Annotated in this window: 15 protein-coding genes; 11 read left to right on the plus strand and 4 right to left on the minus strand. The window is 70.2% G+C overall.

Annotated elements, in window-relative coordinates:
• Positions 1-118 precede the first annotated feature (118 nt).
• From ACWGSM_RS08190 to ACWGSM_RS08215, 6 genes are all read left to right on the plus strand, one after another.
• Positions 119-763: a TetR/AcrR family transcriptional regulator gene (locus tag ACWGSM_RS08190; protein WP_452322427.1), complete on the plus strand. Its 645-nt coding sequence runs from the start codon at positions 119-121 to the stop codon at positions 761-763.
• Positions 760-2,145: an aldehyde dehydrogenase family protein gene (locus tag ACWGSM_RS08195; RefSeq protein WP_452322428.1), complete on the plus strand. Its 1,386-nt coding sequence runs from the start codon at positions 760-762 to the stop codon at positions 2,143-2,145. The genes ACWGSM_RS08190 and ACWGSM_RS08195 overlap by 4 nt, the downstream gene beginning before the upstream one ends.
• Before the next feature lie 152 nt (positions 2,146-2,297).
• Positions 2,298-3,545 (plus strand): MFS transporter, encoded by a 1,248-nt coding sequence (locus tag ACWGSM_RS08200; protein ID WP_452322429.1) that lies wholly within the window; start codon positions 2,298-2,300, stop codon positions 3,543-3,545.
• 36 nt (positions 3,546-3,581) lie between these two features.
• Positions 3,582-5,348: a sulfatase gene (locus ACWGSM_RS08205; RefSeq protein ID WP_452322430.1), complete on the plus strand. Its 1,767-nt coding sequence runs from the start codon at positions 3,582-3,584 to the stop codon at positions 5,346-5,348.
• Positions 5,349-5,387: 39 nt separating this feature from the next.
• Positions 5,388-6,863, plus strand: coding sequence for a deoxyguanosinetriphosphate triphosphohydrolase family protein (locus tag ACWGSM_RS08210; protein WP_452322431.1), 1,476 nt, complete (start codon positions 5,388-5,390; stop codon positions 6,861-6,863).
• Positions 6,864-6,996: 133 nt separating this feature from the next.
• On the plus strand, positions 6,997-7,917 hold the full coding sequence (locus ACWGSM_RS08215; RefSeq protein ID WP_452322432.1) for an NADP-dependent oxidoreductase: 921 nt from the start codon (positions 6,997-6,999) through the stop codon (positions 7,915-7,917).
• 84 nt (positions 7,918-8,001) lie between these two features.
• On the opposite strand, the gene ACWGSM_RS08220 is transcribed toward ACWGSM_RS08215, so the two are convergent.
• Both ACWGSM_RS08220 and ACWGSM_RS08225 read right to left on the minus strand, forming a co-directional pair.
• Positions 8,002-8,259, minus strand: a complete 258-nt coding sequence (locus ACWGSM_RS08220) for a DUF6458 family protein (protein WP_271638677.1) — start codon at positions 8,257-8,259, stop codon at positions 8,002-8,004.
• A 117-nt stretch (positions 8,260-8,376) separates the two neighbouring features.
• On the minus strand, positions 8,377-8,877 hold the full coding sequence (locus ACWGSM_RS08225) for a MarR family winged helix-turn-helix transcriptional regulator (RefSeq protein ID WP_452322433.1): 501 nt from the start codon (positions 8,875-8,877) through the stop codon (positions 8,377-8,379).
• Between the two features lie 109 nt (positions 8,878-8,986).
• On the opposite strand from ACWGSM_RS08225, the gene ACWGSM_RS08230 reads away from it, so the two are divergent.
• Positions 8,987-9,361, plus strand: coding sequence for a hypothetical protein (locus ACWGSM_RS08230; RefSeq protein WP_452322434.1), 375 nt, complete (start codon positions 8,987-8,989; stop codon positions 9,359-9,361).
• Between the two features lie 3 nt (positions 9,362-9,364).
• On the opposite strand, the gene ACWGSM_RS08235 is transcribed toward ACWGSM_RS08230, so the two are convergent.
• The gene (locus ACWGSM_RS08235; protein ID WP_452322435.1) at positions 9,365-10,558 is read right to left on the minus strand and encodes a glycosyltransferase; all 1,194 of its coding nucleotides are present in this window, start codon (positions 10,556-10,558) and stop codon (positions 9,365-9,367) included.
• A gap of 134 nt (positions 10,559-10,692) precedes the next feature.
• Between ACWGSM_RS08235 and ACWGSM_RS08240 the strand changes: the two genes are divergently transcribed.
• Positions 10,693-10,956, plus strand: coding sequence for a glutaredoxin family protein (locus ACWGSM_RS08240; RefSeq protein WP_452322436.1), 264 nt, complete (start codon positions 10,693-10,695; stop codon positions 10,954-10,956).
• 37 nt (positions 10,957-10,993) lie between these two features.
• Positions 10,994-12,754 carry an aldehyde dehydrogenase family protein gene (locus tag ACWGSM_RS08245; protein WP_452322437.1) on the plus strand — a complete coding sequence of 587 codons (1,761 nt, stop codon included), beginning with the start codon at positions 10,994-10,996 and terminating at the stop codon, positions 12,752-12,754.
• A gap of 2 nt (positions 12,755-12,756) precedes the next feature.
• On the opposite strand, the gene ypfJ is transcribed toward ACWGSM_RS08245, so the two are convergent.
• A complete protein-coding gene (gene ypfJ / locus ACWGSM_RS08250) occupies positions 12,757-13,635 on the minus strand; it encodes a KPN_02809 family neutral zinc metallopeptidase (protein WP_452322438.1) in 879 nt (292 codons plus the stop codon).
• A gap of 98 nt (positions 13,636-13,733) precedes the next feature.
• Between ypfJ and ACWGSM_RS08255 the strand changes: the two genes are divergently transcribed.
• A complete protein-coding gene (locus ACWGSM_RS08255) occupies positions 13,734-14,723 on the plus strand; it encodes a malate dehydrogenase (protein WP_452322439.1) in 990 nt (329 codons plus the stop codon).
• A 78-nt stretch (positions 14,724-14,801) separates the two neighbouring features.
• On the plus strand, positions 14,802-15,260 hold the full coding sequence (locus ACWGSM_RS08260; RefSeq protein ID WP_452322440.1) for a recombinase family protein: 459 nt from the start codon (positions 14,802-14,804) through the stop codon (positions 15,258-15,260).
• The last annotated feature ends 9 nt before the right edge of the window (positions 15,261-15,269 follow it).

Consider the following 15,269-nt stretch of genomic DNA (forward strand, 5'->3'; position numbering starts at 1 on the left):
CGGGCGTCGACGACCGCGGAACGGGAAGAGTGGGTCAAGTGTCCCACATCACGAATATAGTAGGTCTGCGCCAGGCAACCAGCAACCTGCGTGACAGCATCCGTGCTAAGGAGGAGACATGGCCCGCACCCCCGTCGATGTACGCCGCCGAGAACTCATCGCCGCCGCCCTGCGGGTGGTCGCCTCTCGCGGGCTGCACGAGGCATCCACCCGCGCGATCGTCGCCGAGGCCGGCATGTCGCTGGCGAGCTTCCACTACGCGTTCGAGTCGCGGGACGAGCTGATCGACCGGCTCATCCTCGACGTGCTCGCCACGGAAGAGAAGGCCGTGCTGCCGGCCGACCTCGAGGGGCGCGACCTCGCCGAGCTGCTCACCGACGGGCTGACCGGCTACCTCGAGCATCTGCAGGCCGAGCCGGCCCGCGAGCAGGCCATGCTCGAGCTGACCCAGCACGCGCTGCGCACTCGCCGCCCGCTGGCGCAGCAGCAGTACGACCAGTACCTGCGCATCGCGCGCGAGTCGCTGACGCTGGCGGCCTCGCACTCCGGGTCGCGTTGGACCGTACCGCTGGCGACGGCCGCGCAGCTGCTGGTCGCCCTCACCGATGGCCTCACCCTGAACTGGCTGGTCAACCGCGACGACGCGGCCAGCCGGGATGCCGTGCGAGCCGCCGCGCGCGCCGTGGCGAGCCTGGCCGAGCCGCTTCCGGACGACGACGAGACGGGCACGCCGCAGCGCCGCACCCGGCAGGCGGCGTCGTGAGCCGCGCCGAGCAGACGACCCACGAGCTGCGAACCGCCTTCGACGCCGGCATCACCCGATCGCGCCGCTGGCGACGCGATCAGCTGCGGGCGCTGCGGCGGATGCTGCTCGAGAACCAGCCCGAGATCGAGCAGGCCCTGCACGACGATCTCGGAAAGCACCCCCTTGAGGCGGTGATCACCGAGATCGGGATGGTGATCGCGGAGATCGACTACGCGCTGCCGCGTCTGCGTCGCTGGATGCGGGCGCGAACCGTGCCCCTGCCGCTCATGCTCGCGCCCGCGCGTGGCCGGGTCGTTCCGGAGCCCCTCGGCGTCGTGCTCATCATCGGCCCGTGGAACTATCCCCTCCAGCTCGTGCTGAATCCGCTGGTGGGCGCTCTCGCGGCGGGCAACGCCGCCGTCGTCAAGCCGAGCGAGCTCGCCGGCGCGACCAGCTCGCTGCTCGCCGAGCTGATTCCGCTCTACCTCGATCAGCGTGCGCTCGCCGTCGTCGAGGGCGGCGCCGAGGTCACCGGCCAGCTGCTCGAGCAGCGCTTCGACCACATCTTCTTCACCGGATCCGAGAAGGTGGGCGGCATCGTCGCCACCGCGGCCGCGCGCACCCTGACACCGGTCACCCTCGAGCTCGGCGGCAAGTCGCCCACCTACATCGACGACTCGGTCGACCTCGCGGTGGCCGCGCGACGGATCATGTGGGGCAAGCTGCTCAACGCAGGCCAGACCTGCGTCGCGCCCGACTACCTGCTCGCCACCCCGGCGACCGCTCGGGCACTCGTGCCGCACCTCGAACGCGCGACGCGGGAGATGTACGGGTCCGATGCCGCGACGAGCCCCGACTACGGCCGCATCGTCACCCCTCGCCACGCCGAACGCCTCGCGCGGATGCTGACCGATGCCGCGCCCTCGTTCGGGGGCGAGGTATCGCTCGAGCAGCGCTACGTCGCTCCGACCGTCATCAATGGCGTCGACGCGGACTCGCCCCTGATGCAGGAGGAGATCTTCGGGCCGATCCTGCCGATCGTGCATGTCGGATCGGCCGCGGAGGCCCGCGCCTTCATCCGATCACGGCCCAAGCCTCTGGCCGCGTACGTCTTCAGCCGTCGGCGCCGCGTGCGCCGGGCCTTCCTCGCCGAGACCAGCTCGGGCGGAGTGAGCTTCGGCGCCCCGGCCGCGCACCTCGGCGCTCCGCAGCTGCCGTTCGGCGGGGTCGGCACGAGCGGGATGGGCGCGTACCACGGCGAGGCGTCGTTCCGCACCTTCAGCCATCTCAAGAGCGTGCTCGACAAGCCCTTGCGCCCCGACACGATGCGCCTGGCCTACCCGCCCTACCGGGGGTGGGTGAAGAGTCTGCTGCGCCGGATGCTGATGCGCGGGCGCTGACGCGTCCGCCGACTTGCATCCGGTGCCCGGCGGTCCTATCATCACCAGAAGTGGGGCAGTCGTCCCACTTCTGACGGGCGGACGATGTGGTCTGCCGAGGAGACGATGATGTTCCACCCGCACCCGCTCAGCCGCGCCGCTCGGACGACAGCATGAGCGCCGACGCCCGACCGACGGTCGACACGGCGTCCGCTCCCCCGGCGCAGACCCCGGTGAGCCGCAGCTGGCTGTGGACGTTCGGCCTCGCCTGGTTCGGGTTCTGGCTGCTCGTGATGCTTCCCGGGCAGTTCATGCTGGTGCAGCTGGCGAGCACTCTCGACCCGGCCGAGAAGATCGGCGTCGGCTCGTTCCTCATCGCCGAGATGGCCATCGTCATCGTCGTCTCGGTACCGGTCATCGGCTGGCTGTGCGATCGCAGCGAACCGCGATTCGGTCGCCGCCGCACCTGGGCACTGGGCGGCTTCGCGACCGCCACCGTGCCGTTCGCCCTGGTCGGGATCCAGCCCTCGTGGCAGCTCGCTGCGGTGCTGCTCGCGATCGTGGCCGTAGGGCAGTCCGCGGTGCTCGTGTCGCTGTCGGCGATGATCGCCGATCAGGTACCGCCCGCGCAGCGCGGCCGCGCGTCTGCGGCTGCGGGCGTGCCGCAGGTGATCGCCCTCGCAGGCGGCATGATCATCGTGACCGAGCTGGTGAAGGACGTCGGCTGGAGCTGGGCGGTCATCGCCGCCCTCGCGCTGATCGCGCCGCTCCCGTTCCTGCTCGGACACGCCGAGCCCGCCCTGCCCGCCCGCTCCGGCGACGCGGGCGCGACACCGCCGCGCCGCAGCATCCGTCAGATCACCCGGGTCTATCACGACCTCGGCTGGGCGGGCGTGTCGCGCGTGCTGGTCAACGCCGGCAACCTCGTGGGGACCACCTACCTGCTCTACTTCCTCTCCGACTCGCTCAAGCTGGCCAACCCGGAATCGGCGCTCACCGTGCTGATCCTCGTGTATCTCGTCGCGAGCGGTCTCGGCTCGTGGGCCGGCGGCGCACTCACCGACCGACTGCGCTCGCGACGATTCTTCGTCGCCGCCTCCGCGGGCCTGCAGGTCGCAGCCGCGCTCACCCTCGCGTTCGTGCCGACCTGGAGCGCCTCGATCGTCGCGGCCGTGCTGCTCGGCATCGGATACGGGGTGTTCCTCTCGGTCGACCAGGCTCTGCTCACCGACGTGCTGCCCGATGTCACCACACGTGCCCGAGACCTCGGCATCGTCAACGCCGCGCAGCACCTTCCCATCGCCGCCCTCGTGGGCTGGCTCGTGCTGAGCGTGGCAGGCTACACCCAGCTCTACGTCATCGCCGCCGTGATCATGGCCCTCGGCGGCGTGGCCGTCTACCGCATCCGCTCGGTGCGCTGACTACCGCGCCCCACCGTCCGCCGCCGAAGGAGACCCGTGAAAGCCATCGTCGTGCTGTTCGACACCCTCAACCGCGCATTCCTGCCGCCCTATGGCGCCGAGGGCGTGCACGCGCCGAACTTCGAACGCCTCGCCAAGCGCAGCGCGCGCTTCACCCGCTGCTACGGCGGCAGCATGCCCTGCATGCCCGCGCGGCGGGAGATGCACACCGGTCGCTACAACTTCCTGCACCGCAGCTGGGGACCGCTCGAGCCCTTCGACGACTCGGTGCCTCAGATGCTCGACGAGGCGGGCGTGCACACGCACCTCGTCACCGACCACCAGCACTACTGGCTCGACGGCGGGGCGACGTATCACCCGCGCTTCCGCACTTTCGAGTTCTTCCGCGGCCAGGAGGGTGACGAGTGGAAGGGGCAGGTGGCCGATCCGGACATGTCGAACGTCACCCCGCACGCGAGCAACCACGCCTTGCGCCGGCAGGATGCCGTCAACCGGCAGCACCTGACAGACGAGGCCGACCACCCGCAGACCCGCACGTTCGACGCCGGGCTGGAGTTCATCGAGACCAACCAGGCCGACGACGGCTGGATGCTGCAGATCGAGACCTTCGATCCGCACGAGCCGTTCTTCAGCTACGCGCAGTACCACGAGCTCTACGGCACTCCCACGGTCGCCGACGGGGTCGACTTCGACTGGCCCGACTACAAGCAGGTGACCGAGAGCGACGCCGAGCTCACCCACCTGCGCGACCGCTACCTCGCGTTGCTGTCGATGTGCGACCGGTCGCTCGGGCGCGTGCTCGACGCGATGGATCAGCATGACCTGTGGCACGACACGATGCTGATCGTGTGCACCGATCACGGCCTGCTGCTGGGCGAGCACGGCTGGCTGGGCAAGAACGTGCCGCCGTTCTACGAGGAGACGATCCACACGCCGCTGTTCGTGTGGGATCCCCGCTCGGCCGTCGCCGGCGAGAGCCGGGATGCCCTGGTGCAGACGATCGACTTCGGGCCCACCCTGCTCGATCACTTCGGGCTCGACACGACCCCCGACATGCAGGGCCGTTCGATTCTGCCCGTGCTGGACTCCGAGCTCCCGCTGCATGATGCGGCCCTGTTCGGCCTGCACGGCGGCCACGCCAACGTCACCGACGGACGCTACGTGTACATGCGCGCGTGCGTGACCGCAGACAATCAGCCCCTGTTCGACTACACGCTGATGCCGACCAGCATGCGCGGCCGCTTCGGCGCCGACGCCCTCCGTCACGCGGAGCTCGTCGATCCGCTGCCGTTCACGAAGGGGATGCCGGTGCTGAAGGTGCCGGCCATCGCTCCGACCAACCCTGCGGCGTTCGGGTCGCAGCTGTTCGATCTCGAGAGCGACCCGCAGCAGCTGAACCCGCTCGTCGACGACGAGCTCGAGCTGCACATGATCGGCCTGCTCGTCGAGCTGATGCGCCAGAGCGACGCACCGGCCGATCAGTACGAACGGCTCGGGCTGCCCGCGTCGAGTGCCCCGAGCGCCGAGCACCTGGTGCTGGCTCGGCAGCAGGCGGAAGGCGCAGCGGGCCCGGTGGGCGGTGCCGATCTGTCGGCGCTCGGAGACTCGGCGGTGGCGATGCGCTCGGTGCGCGAGCTGCTCGCCGACGAGCACGCCCGTGGCGTGCTGCGCGACGAACTCGGCCCGATCGTCGACGGGCCGCTGCCCGAAGAGGCGATGGGGATGTCGCTGGCGCAGATCGCCACGGTGACCGCGGGGCTCGTGCCGCACGACGCGCTGCACCGCATCGCCGCGCGGCTCTGAGAGCGAAGCGGGCGATGCGCGCGTGGCACACTGGCATCCATGCCCCAGCAGCCGGATGATCCCCGCCAGATGCGACGACTGCCCGAGACGCTCGACGAGTTCCAGCGCGCGGAAGGGCATCCGCACTTCCGGGTCGATGTCGAGCGCATCCGATTCTCGCCGTACTACTCGCGCCTCTCGGCGGTGACCCAGGTCATCTCGCAGGCCGGCGCCGGCCTCGCCGTGCACAACCGGCTGACGCACTCGATCAAGGTGGCGGCGGTCGCGCGAGCCATCGCGACCCACCTCTCCACGCGCACAGACGAGGCGAACCGCATCGTCGCCGAGCTCGGCGGCGCACACCCCGTCGTGGTGCAGGCTGCTGCCGCGGCGCACGATCTCGGGCATCCGCCGTTCGGGCACCTCGGCGAGCAGACGCTCGACCGCCTCGCCCGCACCCGCTTCGGCCTCGCCGAGGGCTTCGAGGGCAATGCGCAGACCTACCGCATCCTCACCCGTCTCGACGAGCACGACCGCCCCGGTGTGGGCCTCAACCTCACCGCGGCAGTGCGCGCCGCGGTGCTCAAATACCCCTGGCTGCGTGGCGAGGGCGGGTCGAGACGCGGCGGCGGCAGCAAGTTCAGCTTCTACGCCATCGACGAGCCGGATGCCCGGCAGGCGCTCTCTGCATACCCGGCGATCGCCGAGGGGCAGCAGACCGTCGAGTGCTCGATCATGGACCTCTCCGACGACATCGCGTACTCGCTGCACGACCTCGACGACTTCTACCGCGCCGGACTGCTGAACCCGGCGACCCTGTCGGCGGAGTTCCGGTCGTGGCGTCGCAACCTCGCCCAGCTGCGCGCCGCGGAGCAGTCGACTCTCGCATCCGACACTCGCACACCCGGCCATTCCCTCGAGCTGCTGTGGCGCCGGATGCAGGTCAAGGACGGCTGGATCGCCGACCCCGACGCCTTCAGCGAAGCCGTCGCCAAGGTGTCGTCCGAGGTGATCGACGGCCTCGTCGCCGAGCCCTTCGACGGATCGCTCGCCAGCGAGCGCGCCCTCGCGCGGTTCACCACCGCCTGGATCGCGCGACTGCAGTCGTCGATCGAGGTGCACCGGCATCCCGACATCCGCTCGGGGCACGTCAGCCTCCACCGGCAGGCCTGGCACGAGGTGGCGGTGCTGAAGTTCCTGCACGAGCGGTTCATCCTCGAGCGCCCCGACCTCGCGGTCTACCAGCGCGGTCAGGCCAGCGTGCTCGAGCGGCTCGTCGACGGCTTCACCGCATGGCTCGACGATCCGCGCGATGCGCGGCGCGCACCGCGCCGCCTCATCGACCTCGTCGATCTCGCCACCGACGACCACCGCCGCATCGACGACGTGGGGGCGGGCGCCGACGTCGAGACGCTCGGCCGGGGGCGCGGCATCATCGACTACGTCGCATCGCTCACCGACGCCCAGGCGATCTCGCTCGACGCGCTGCTCGCCGGCCGCACCGAGCGGCTCTGGGATGCCGGGCAGGGTCTGTGAGCTCGCGAGACCTGCTTTCGGGCACGAAACCGCGCCACGCGACGCAGGTCTCACGCTGGTAGAGAAGTCTCGCGCCCACAGGCGCGGCGCGTGGAAGAGTGGATGCCATCCACCCCCATTCTGAGGAGGCACCATGCGCGCTGTCGTGTACGACCGGTATTCCACGGATCTCGATGATCTCGAGGTGCGTGAGGTGCCCGAGCCGAAGCTGCCGCCGGCGTCGGTGCTCATCGAGGTGCGGGCCGCGGGCGTGAACCCCGTCGACTGGAAGGTCATGGCGGGCGGGCTCGACGCTCTGATGCCCGTGCACTTCCCCGTGATCCCGGGTTGGGACGTGGCGGGCGTCGTCGTCGCGGTCGGCTTGGACACCCCGGAATTCGCCGTAGGCGACGAGGTCATGGCCTACGCCCGCAAGGACACGGTGAGCGCCGGCACGTTCGCGGCGCGGGTCGCCGTTCCCGTCTCGGCGGTCGCGCGCAAGCCGGCATCGCTCTCGTGGGAGGAGGCGGGGGCCCTCCCGCTGGCTGGCGGCACGGCGCTGCGGTCGATCGACGCACTCGGCGACCTGTCGGGGCGCACCGTGCTGATCCACGGCGCCGCGGGCGGCGTCGGCGGCTTCGCCGTGCAGATCGCCGCGGCACGAGGTGCGAAAGTCGTCGGCACGGCATCCGAGCGCAACCACGAGTACATCCGCGCTCTGGGCGGCGAGCCGACGACCTATGGCGAGGGACTGGCGGCACGCGTGCGCGAGATCGCCGGCGGAACGGTCGACGCGGTCGCCGACTTCATCGGCGGCCAGCTCGACACCACCCTCGATGTGCTCGGCGAGGGCGGCGCGCATGTCTCGACGGCGGACCCGAAGGTCATGTCGCACGACGGCCGGTACATCTGGGTGCGCCCCGACGGCTCGCAGACCGCGCGTCTCGCGGAGCTCGTCGACGAGGGGCTGCTGCGGGTCGAGGTCGCCGAGACGTTCCCGCTCGACGGTGTCGCCGATGCGTTCCAGGCCAGCATGAGCGGTCACACCCGCGGCAAGCTCGTCATCGTCCCCTGATCGGTCGATCCCCTCGCGCGATCGGGCGCAGACAGAGTTCGCGCCCGGGCCTCACTCGGGACCCGGGCGCGAACGTTCCTCCGGTCAGAAGACCTCTTCGTCTCCCGCCGCGCGCGTGGAGCGACGCGTCTCGTACGCGCCGGGGGCGGCTTCGGTGCGAGTGACTACGTCGGTGCGACGGCGACGCGCCATCAGCAGCAGACCGACGATGAACGCGACGACACCGGCACCCATCAGGATGTAGCCGATCATCGTGAGGTCAGCCCAACCGACGTCGATGTTGAGTGCGAAAGCGAGGATCGCTCCGATGACGAACAGAACGACTCCGGTGCCGATGGTCATCTCTTGCTCCCTTCGATAGGGCGGGCCGTCCGGCCTGCCTGATGCCCAGAATCCCAAGGGAAAGAGCGCCGAAGAATGGGGTTGACAACACCGACGCGGATCGGGGTCGTGTCGGTCTCAGCCCTGCGGGGGCTGGTCTTCCGCCTCGGACGCGACTTTGTCGACGGCGTCGGCCATCGCGCGAAGGAAGTCGGTGACGTTCGCCTGCGCCTGGGCATCCATCCCCGCCGCCACCGAGTACATCAGCTCGTGCATGCGACCGAGCGTCTGGCGCACATCCTCGTCGGCATGCGCGGTGGCTCGAACGGCGTTCGGAGATCCGGCGTCGTCCACCTCCCGCTGCACATGACCCGATTGCTCCAGGCGATCGATGAGCACCGAGGTCGCCGCCGGCGAGATACCGAGGTACGCGACCAGGTCGGCCGGCCGGGCTGCGTGCCCGGACTGGCGGAAGAGATAGCGCAGGGCGAGAAGCTCGTTCTCGCCCATCGACATCTCGTCGCGAGTGCGTCGACGCATGGCCCGCTCCGCCGCACGGTACGTCCGGAGCGCCTCAAGCACCTCACGCGCACGCTCGCGCTCGCCGTACCAGTAGCCGTCTGTCTGTGATTGCGCCACACTCACTCCTTCGGCGAGCGCCTGCACAGCCCGCATAAGCAATGATAGAAGAGGGCAAGGGGACCCACGCGGTCGAGCCGACCGCACGATGCAGCGACGGAGGAGATCTGTGAGTTTTCGAAGCAAGGAGACGCTGGAGACCTGGCTCTCGGAGTTCCGCTCCGCGCGCGAGGCGGGCGATCTCATTCGTGTGATCATCCAGGACGGCTCCGACGGCTCCGACACAGGGCTCGTGATCGTGCCGGTGAAGAACTCCTCCGTCAGCATCTTCATGCAGCCGATCCAGATCGGCGAGGCCCGGTGGAACGTCACGCTCGAGCCGAACGACGAGAACACCACCCTCAACAGCCACCAGCTGCACTCCCTCGCCAGCGAGCTCGCGGTCGCCGCCGAGCTGTGCTCGTACCTCGAAGCCCGCAGCATCGGTCACGACGAGCAGTCGGACACTCCGGACGATGACGCCGCGACGGCCGTCAACGCCTGAGTCTCAGAGCTCTCCCGGTCGCATCGCCTCGGCGTCGATGGCGCGGATGACGCGGAGCGCCGCAGTGTCCACCGGCGGCTCGTCCGCGGCATCCGCGCGCCGCCGGGGCGCGTACACGACCAGCGCGTGGAACAGGAATCTCGCGAAGAAGGCGACCACCAGCGAGATCGCCGTGGCGATCACGCTGGAGATGTGCCAGGTCTCGACCATCAGCGCCATCAGCGGGATACGCAGGGCCGCCTCGACGGAGTTGAACGAGACGGATGCCGCGAAGCGCACCCACAGCCGCGGAGCGTCCTGGCGGTCGTCGCGGAAGACGAACAGCTCCTGCAGCACGAAGTTGCCGATGATGGTGACGGCCGCGCCGACGATCGCAGCGAGCACGTAGTCGACGCCGAGGTGGGTGAGCGCCCACATGATGCCGATGTTCACGACGGCGCCGATGCCGCCGATGACGGCGAAGCGTCCCATCCTGCCGAACCGCAGGCGGGCGAGGTGGGCGAGGAAGGTGGCTCCCTGTCGCAGGCTGGCCTTCGAGTCGCCGTGCCGACGCGCGCCGAACTCGAGCGGCACCTCCGCGATCCGCAGCTCACGCCGCTCCCCGCCGCGCACGAGGATCTCGAGCAGGATCTTGAATCCCTGCGGTCGCAGCTCGTCGAGATCGATGTACGAGCGGTCGATGAGGAAGAACCCGGTCATCGGGTCGGTGCTGCGCCAGAGGCGCCGCAGGAACATCGCCTTGGTGACGACGGTCGCCGCCTTCGACACCCCGTAGCGCACGGCCGTGCCGAGCCCCGCGGAATCACCCCCGCCGATGTAGCGTGAGGCGGCGACGACGTCGACCCCGCCCTCGGCGTACCGTGCGAGCATGGCGCGCAGCAGCTCGGGCGGATGCTGCAGATCGCCGTCCATGACGATGCACACGTCGTGGACGGCCTCGGCGAGGCCCAGGGCGACGGCGCCGCCGAGTCCACCGGTGTTGCGGTCTCGGTGGATGCCGCGCACCGCGACGGTCGAGGATGCTCCGACGCGGGCGATCTCGTCGATCGTGCCGTCGATGCTGTCGTCGATGAACAGGATCTCGGCCGTGATCCCGGCGAGCGCGGCCGAGGTGCGGACGACGAGTTCGGCGACGTTGTCGCGCTCGTTGAACGTCGGCACGATCACGGTCACGGGAGGAAGGGAGGGGGCGCTCACGTGATCTCCTCCACGGTGTCCTCTGAGTCGGGTGTCGCGCGGTGATGCGGCGATACAGCATCCATCGTTTCATGCGACGCCCTGCCGCGGCGCCACTCGGCGCCCGCTCGGGTGCGCCCCCGTAGGCTGGGAGCATGAGCGCTCCCGCATCCGACACCATCACCGTGTTCGGCGCCGACTGGTGCCGAGACTGCGTCCGCACGAAGAAGCAGCTCGACCAGCTGGGCGTCGAGTACACCTACATCGATCTCGTCGCCGACCCGGCGGCGGCGGACGTCGCCAAGGAGATCTCGGGCCGCACGAACATTCCCGTCGTCGTCTACCCCGACGCGAGTCACCACGTCGAGCCGAGCAATGACGACGTCGAGTCGAAGCTGCGCGAGCTCTCGCTGATCTGATCTCGGTCCGCTTCCGCACCGCCACCAGGAGACGACGATGACTCAGGAGACGGCCCTCGACGCCGAACTCGATGAGGCGCAGCGCGTGGCGCTGGATGCCGAGGTCGACGTGCTGCAGCAGGGTTCACGCACATGGGCGCACCTCACCGTGGGTCAGCGCGCGACCCTGCTGCGAGCGCTGCGCACGAGCGTCGCCGCCGCGGCGACGGACTGGGCGAACACCGCCGCCGATTCCAAGGGACTCGACCGCAGGCATCCGCTGCGCGGCGAGGAGTGGCTCAGCGGGCCGTACTCGGTGCTCGGCGCACTCGACGCGTACATCGACACCCTCGCGAAGCTGGCCGACGGACGCTCACCACTCGACGGCGTGACGGTCGGTCGCGCACCCGGCGGGCGCACCAGGGTGAGCGCGTTCCCTCTCACCGGGCTCGATCGTCTCCTGCTGTCCGGGTTCAGCGGCGAGGTGTGGCTGCGGCCGGGCGTCACCCCGATCACGGCCCGCGCGAACGCGGGTCTGACGCAGCGGTCGGCGGATGCCGCGGGCGGCGTCGGCCTGGTACTGGGCGCGGGCAACATCACCGCGATCCCCGTGCTGGATGTGCTGTACGAGCTTCTCGCGCACAATCGCGTGGCGCTGCTGAAGGTGAACCCCACGCAGGACGTACTCGTGCCCGTGTACGAGCGCGCGCTGGCACCGCTGATCGCCCCCGGCTTCCTGCGGATCGTGCGCGGCGGGCCGGCCGTCGGCTCGTACCTCACCGCGCATCGAGACCTCGTGCACGTGCACATCACCGGCTCGGCCGCCACCTTCGACGCGATCGTGTGGGGTGCTTCGACGGGCTCAGCAGCCCAACAGGAGGCGACCGCACGACGTCGGCGAGAGAACCGTCCGCTGCTGAAGAAGCCGATCACGGCCGAGCTCGGCGGCGTCTCGCCGATCATCGTCGTGCCGGGCGAGTGGAGCGCCGCCGACATCGCCTTCCAGGCCGAGCACATCGTCACCATGCGTCTGCAGAACGGCGGGCACAACTGCATCGCCGGGCAGGTCGTGATCATGTCGTCGGAGTGGGCGCAGGCCGCGCAGTTCCGTGCCGCCCTGCGGCGCGCGTACGCGGCCGCCCCCGAGCGGCCCATCTGGTACCCCGGCTCGCCGTCGCGCATCCGGCAGGCGGCGGATGACTATCCGGATGCCCTGGTGCTGGCCGACCGCCTGCTGGTGGAGATCGGCGATGGCGACGATGCCGCGGCGATGCAGTCGACCGAGTACTTCGCCCCGGTGCTGGGTGTCGTCGAGCTGCCCGGCACCGGACAGGAGTTCCTGGATGCCGCGATCGCCCACGCGAACGACGAGCTGCAAGGCACCCTCGGCGCGAACCTGCTCATCGATCCGGTGACCGAGAAGTCGCTCGGCACCGGGTTCGAACGTGCGATCGCCGAGCTGCGCTACGGATCGATCGCGATCAACTCGTGGACGGCCTTCGGGTTCATCACACCGACGCTGACCTGGGGCGCGTTCCCGGGCAACACCCTCGACGACGTGGGCAGCGGCATCGGCGTGGTGCACAACGCCCTGCTGCTCGACGAGGTGGAGCGATCGGTGGTGCGCGGGCCGTTCCGCCCGTTCCCGCGGTCGTTGCCCGTGCTCAACGGCGGTGGCCGTGTGACGATCCTGCCGAAGCCCCCGTGGTTCGTCTCCGCCCGCACGGGCGCTGCCGTGTGCGAGGGCCTCACCCGGTTCCGCGCGCACGGCGGCATCCCGGCGCTCGTGCGCACCCTGCTTCGGGCGCTGCGCGCCTGATCTCAGAGCTTGTCGCCCGAGACGGCGAAGGTGTCGCACACGCCGAGACCGTTCTTGTAGCCGTCTGCGAACCACGCCTGGCGCTGCTCGCTGGTGCCGTGCGTGAAGCTCTCCGGGTTCACCCGGCCGGCCTGCTGCTCCTGGATGTGGTCGTCGCCGACCGTGAACGCCGCGTTCAGGGCATCCGCGATCTGCTCCTCGGTCGGCTTCTTGACGTACGCGACGCCGTTGCCGTCCTTCTGATCGGCGACGTCGCCCAGCCACGCGCCCGCGTAGCAGTCGGCCTGAAGCTCGGTGCGCACCCCGTTGCTGTCGGGGCCGGTGCCGTTGTTCGGGTGCTTGTCCATCGTGCCGGTGATGTTCTGGATGTGGTGCCCCCACTCGTGCCCCACGATGTACAGCTGCGCGAGCTCGCCGGCCGAGGCGCCGAACTGCTCCCGCATGAGCTGGAAGAAGGCCGGGTCGATGTAGACGCCCTGCTCGGGCGGGCAGTAGAACGGCCCGACGGCGTTCGAGGCCGTGCCGCACTGGGTGGAGGTCGCACCGTCGACCACGTTCATCGTGGGCGGCTGGTATCCGTCGACGTGCTTCTGCCAGTAGTCGTCGAGCAGCACCTGGGCCCCTGCCATGCGGCAGTCGTCATCGGTGTTCGCGTCCTGGCCCGTGTCGCACTCGGCGAGGGTGCTCTCCCCGCCGGAGGCGGGTGCGTTCCCGCCGCCGGGTGCTCCGCCGACCAGCCCGGTGAGGTCGGGACCGCCGAGCATGGCGACGACCAGCGCGACGAGTCCGAGCACGCCCACGCCACCACCGGCGATCGCGGCGCCCCGCCCGCGGCGGCGCGTGGTGTTGCCCGAGATGTCGGCGTCCGGATTGAAAGTCATGCTGAAAAGGTAGCGCGCCGCGGGATCCGGCGTTGAGGGCTTGACGAATCGGCGCACACCCCTCATCCGACCGGGAGGCGGGGCTTAGGCTCATCATCATGGCGACGACGATCACGATCACAGGTGCCGGCGGACAGATCGGCTACGCGCTTCTGTTCCGCATCGCGGCGGGAGACATGCTCGGACCGGACGAGCACGTCAGACTGCGACTGCTCGAGATCCCGCAGGGACTGCGCGCAGCAGAGGGCGCGGCCCTCGAGCTGCAGGACGGCGCGTTTCCTCTGCTCGACGACGTCGAGGTGACCGATGACGCCGAGGTCGGGTTCGACGGCGCGAACCTCGCCCTGCTCGTCGGCGCCCGCCCGCGTGGCCCAGGCATGGAGCGCGGCGACCTGCTCGCGGCGAACGGAGGCATCTTCGGCCCGCAGGGCCGCGCGATCGCGGCGGCCGCGGCATCCGACATCCGCGTCACCGTCGTGGGCAACCCCGCCAACACGAACGCCCTGATCGCCGCGTCGTCGGCCGACGGGGTTCCCGCCGAGCGGTTCACCGCCCTCACCCGGCTCGACGAGAACCGCGCACGGGCGCAGCTCGCGCAGACGCTCGGCGCCCCGGTCGCCCGCGTGCGTCGGGTGCCGATCTGGGGCAATCACTCCGCGACGCAGTTTCCCGACATCTCGCACGCGACCCTCGACGGCGAGCCGGTCGCCGAGTTTCTCACCGCGGCGGTGAAGGACGTCCGCGCCTGGCAGGAGCAGACGTTCATCCCCCGGGTGGCGAAGCGCGGCGCCGAGATCATCGAGGTGCGCGGGTCGTCGTCGGTGGCATCCGCGGCGAGCGCGACCATCGATCATGTGCGGGACTGGGTGCACGGCACCGACGACTGGACCAGTGCGGGCGTGGTCTCACGTGGCGAGTACGGGGTGCCGGAGGGACTGATCTGCTCGTTCCCGGTCCGCTCGTCGGGTGGGCAGTGGCAGATCGTCGAGGGGCTGGAGCCGGATGCCTGGGCGCGGGCCCGCATCGACGCGTCGGTGGCCGAGCTGGTCGACGAGCGCGAGACGGTGCGATCGCTCGGGCTGATCTGAGTACGACGGCTCCACTGCTCGGAGTCCGGGCCGCCGCTGACGGCGGACTCGGGCAGAATGGATGCCGGAGGTGCGGCGATGAGTGATGCGATGAACCCGAACGGTGGCGAGGCCGAGATTGCGCTGACCAGTCCGCTGCATCTGCCGCATGCGGCCGCGAGCTGCCCGAAGTGCCTGGCGAACGACGATCACGGCTGGTGGTCGGCCCGCCCGGAGGGAACCCGTCTGGTGGGTCTTGTCGTCGCGCGCGACGGGATGCCGTCGGTGACCCGGCAGCGTGATGATCTGACCCGTTTCGGCGTGCCGATCGAGGGCTTCCGCCATCCCGCTCCCGAGATCCTGGAGAGCTGGGGCGATCGCCTGGCCAGACTGATCGAGACGCTGCGCCCGGGCGACGTGCTGGTGGTGGCGAATGTGCACGCGCTGGGCCGGGACCGCGACGAGGAGTCGCGCACGGTCTCCGAGCTGCGCCGGCGCGGCATCATGGTGAAGGTGCTCGGGCATCACGCCCGGCACCTGGCCGACGCGCCCAGCTGAACCGGGCGC

The sequence above is a fragment of the Microbacterium sp. NPDC055521 genome, assembly GCF_053619695.1.

What these genes read in the sequence shown, in the direction of transcription:
- ACWGSM_RS08255 (WP_452322439.1), top strand. Translation starts at nt 13,734, where the DNA reads ATGGCGACGACGATCACGATCACAGGTGCCGGCGGACAGATCGGCTAC.
- ACWGSM_RS08240 (WP_452322436.1), top strand. Translation starts at nt 10,693, where the DNA reads ATGAGCGCTCCCGCATCCGACACCATCACCGTGTTCGGCGCCGACTGG.
- ACWGSM_RS08215 (WP_452322432.1), top strand. Translation starts at nt 6,997, where the DNA reads ATGCGCGCTGTCGTGTACGACCGGTATTCCACGGATCTCGATGATCTC.
- ACWGSM_RS08220 (WP_271638677.1), bottom strand. Translation starts at nt 8,259, where the DNA reads ATGACCATCGGCACCGGAGTCGTTCTGTTCGTCATCGGAGCGATCCTC.
- ACWGSM_RS08200 (WP_452322429.1), top strand. Translation starts at nt 2,298, where the DNA reads ATGAGCGCCGACGCCCGACCGACGGTCGACACGGCGTCCGCTCCCCCG.
- ACWGSM_RS08245 (WP_452322437.1), top strand. Translation starts at nt 10,994, where the DNA reads ATGACTCAGGAGACGGCCCTCGACGCCGAACTCGATGAGGCGCAGCGC.
- ACWGSM_RS08260 (WP_452322440.1), top strand. Translation starts at nt 14,802, where the DNA reads ATGAGTGATGCGATGAACCCGAACGGTGGCGAGGCCGAGATTGCGCTG.
- ypfJ (WP_452322438.1), bottom strand. Translation starts at nt 13,635, where the DNA reads ATGACTTTCAATCCGGACGCCGACATCTCGGGCAACACCACGCGCCGC.
- ACWGSM_RS08190 (WP_452322427.1), top strand. Translation starts at nt 119, where the DNA reads ATGGCCCGCACCCCCGTCGATGTACGCCGCCGAGAACTCATCGCCGCC.
- ACWGSM_RS08210 (WP_452322431.1), top strand. Translation starts at nt 5,388, where the DNA reads ATGCCCCAGCAGCCGGATGATCCCCGCCAGATGCGACGACTGCCCGAG.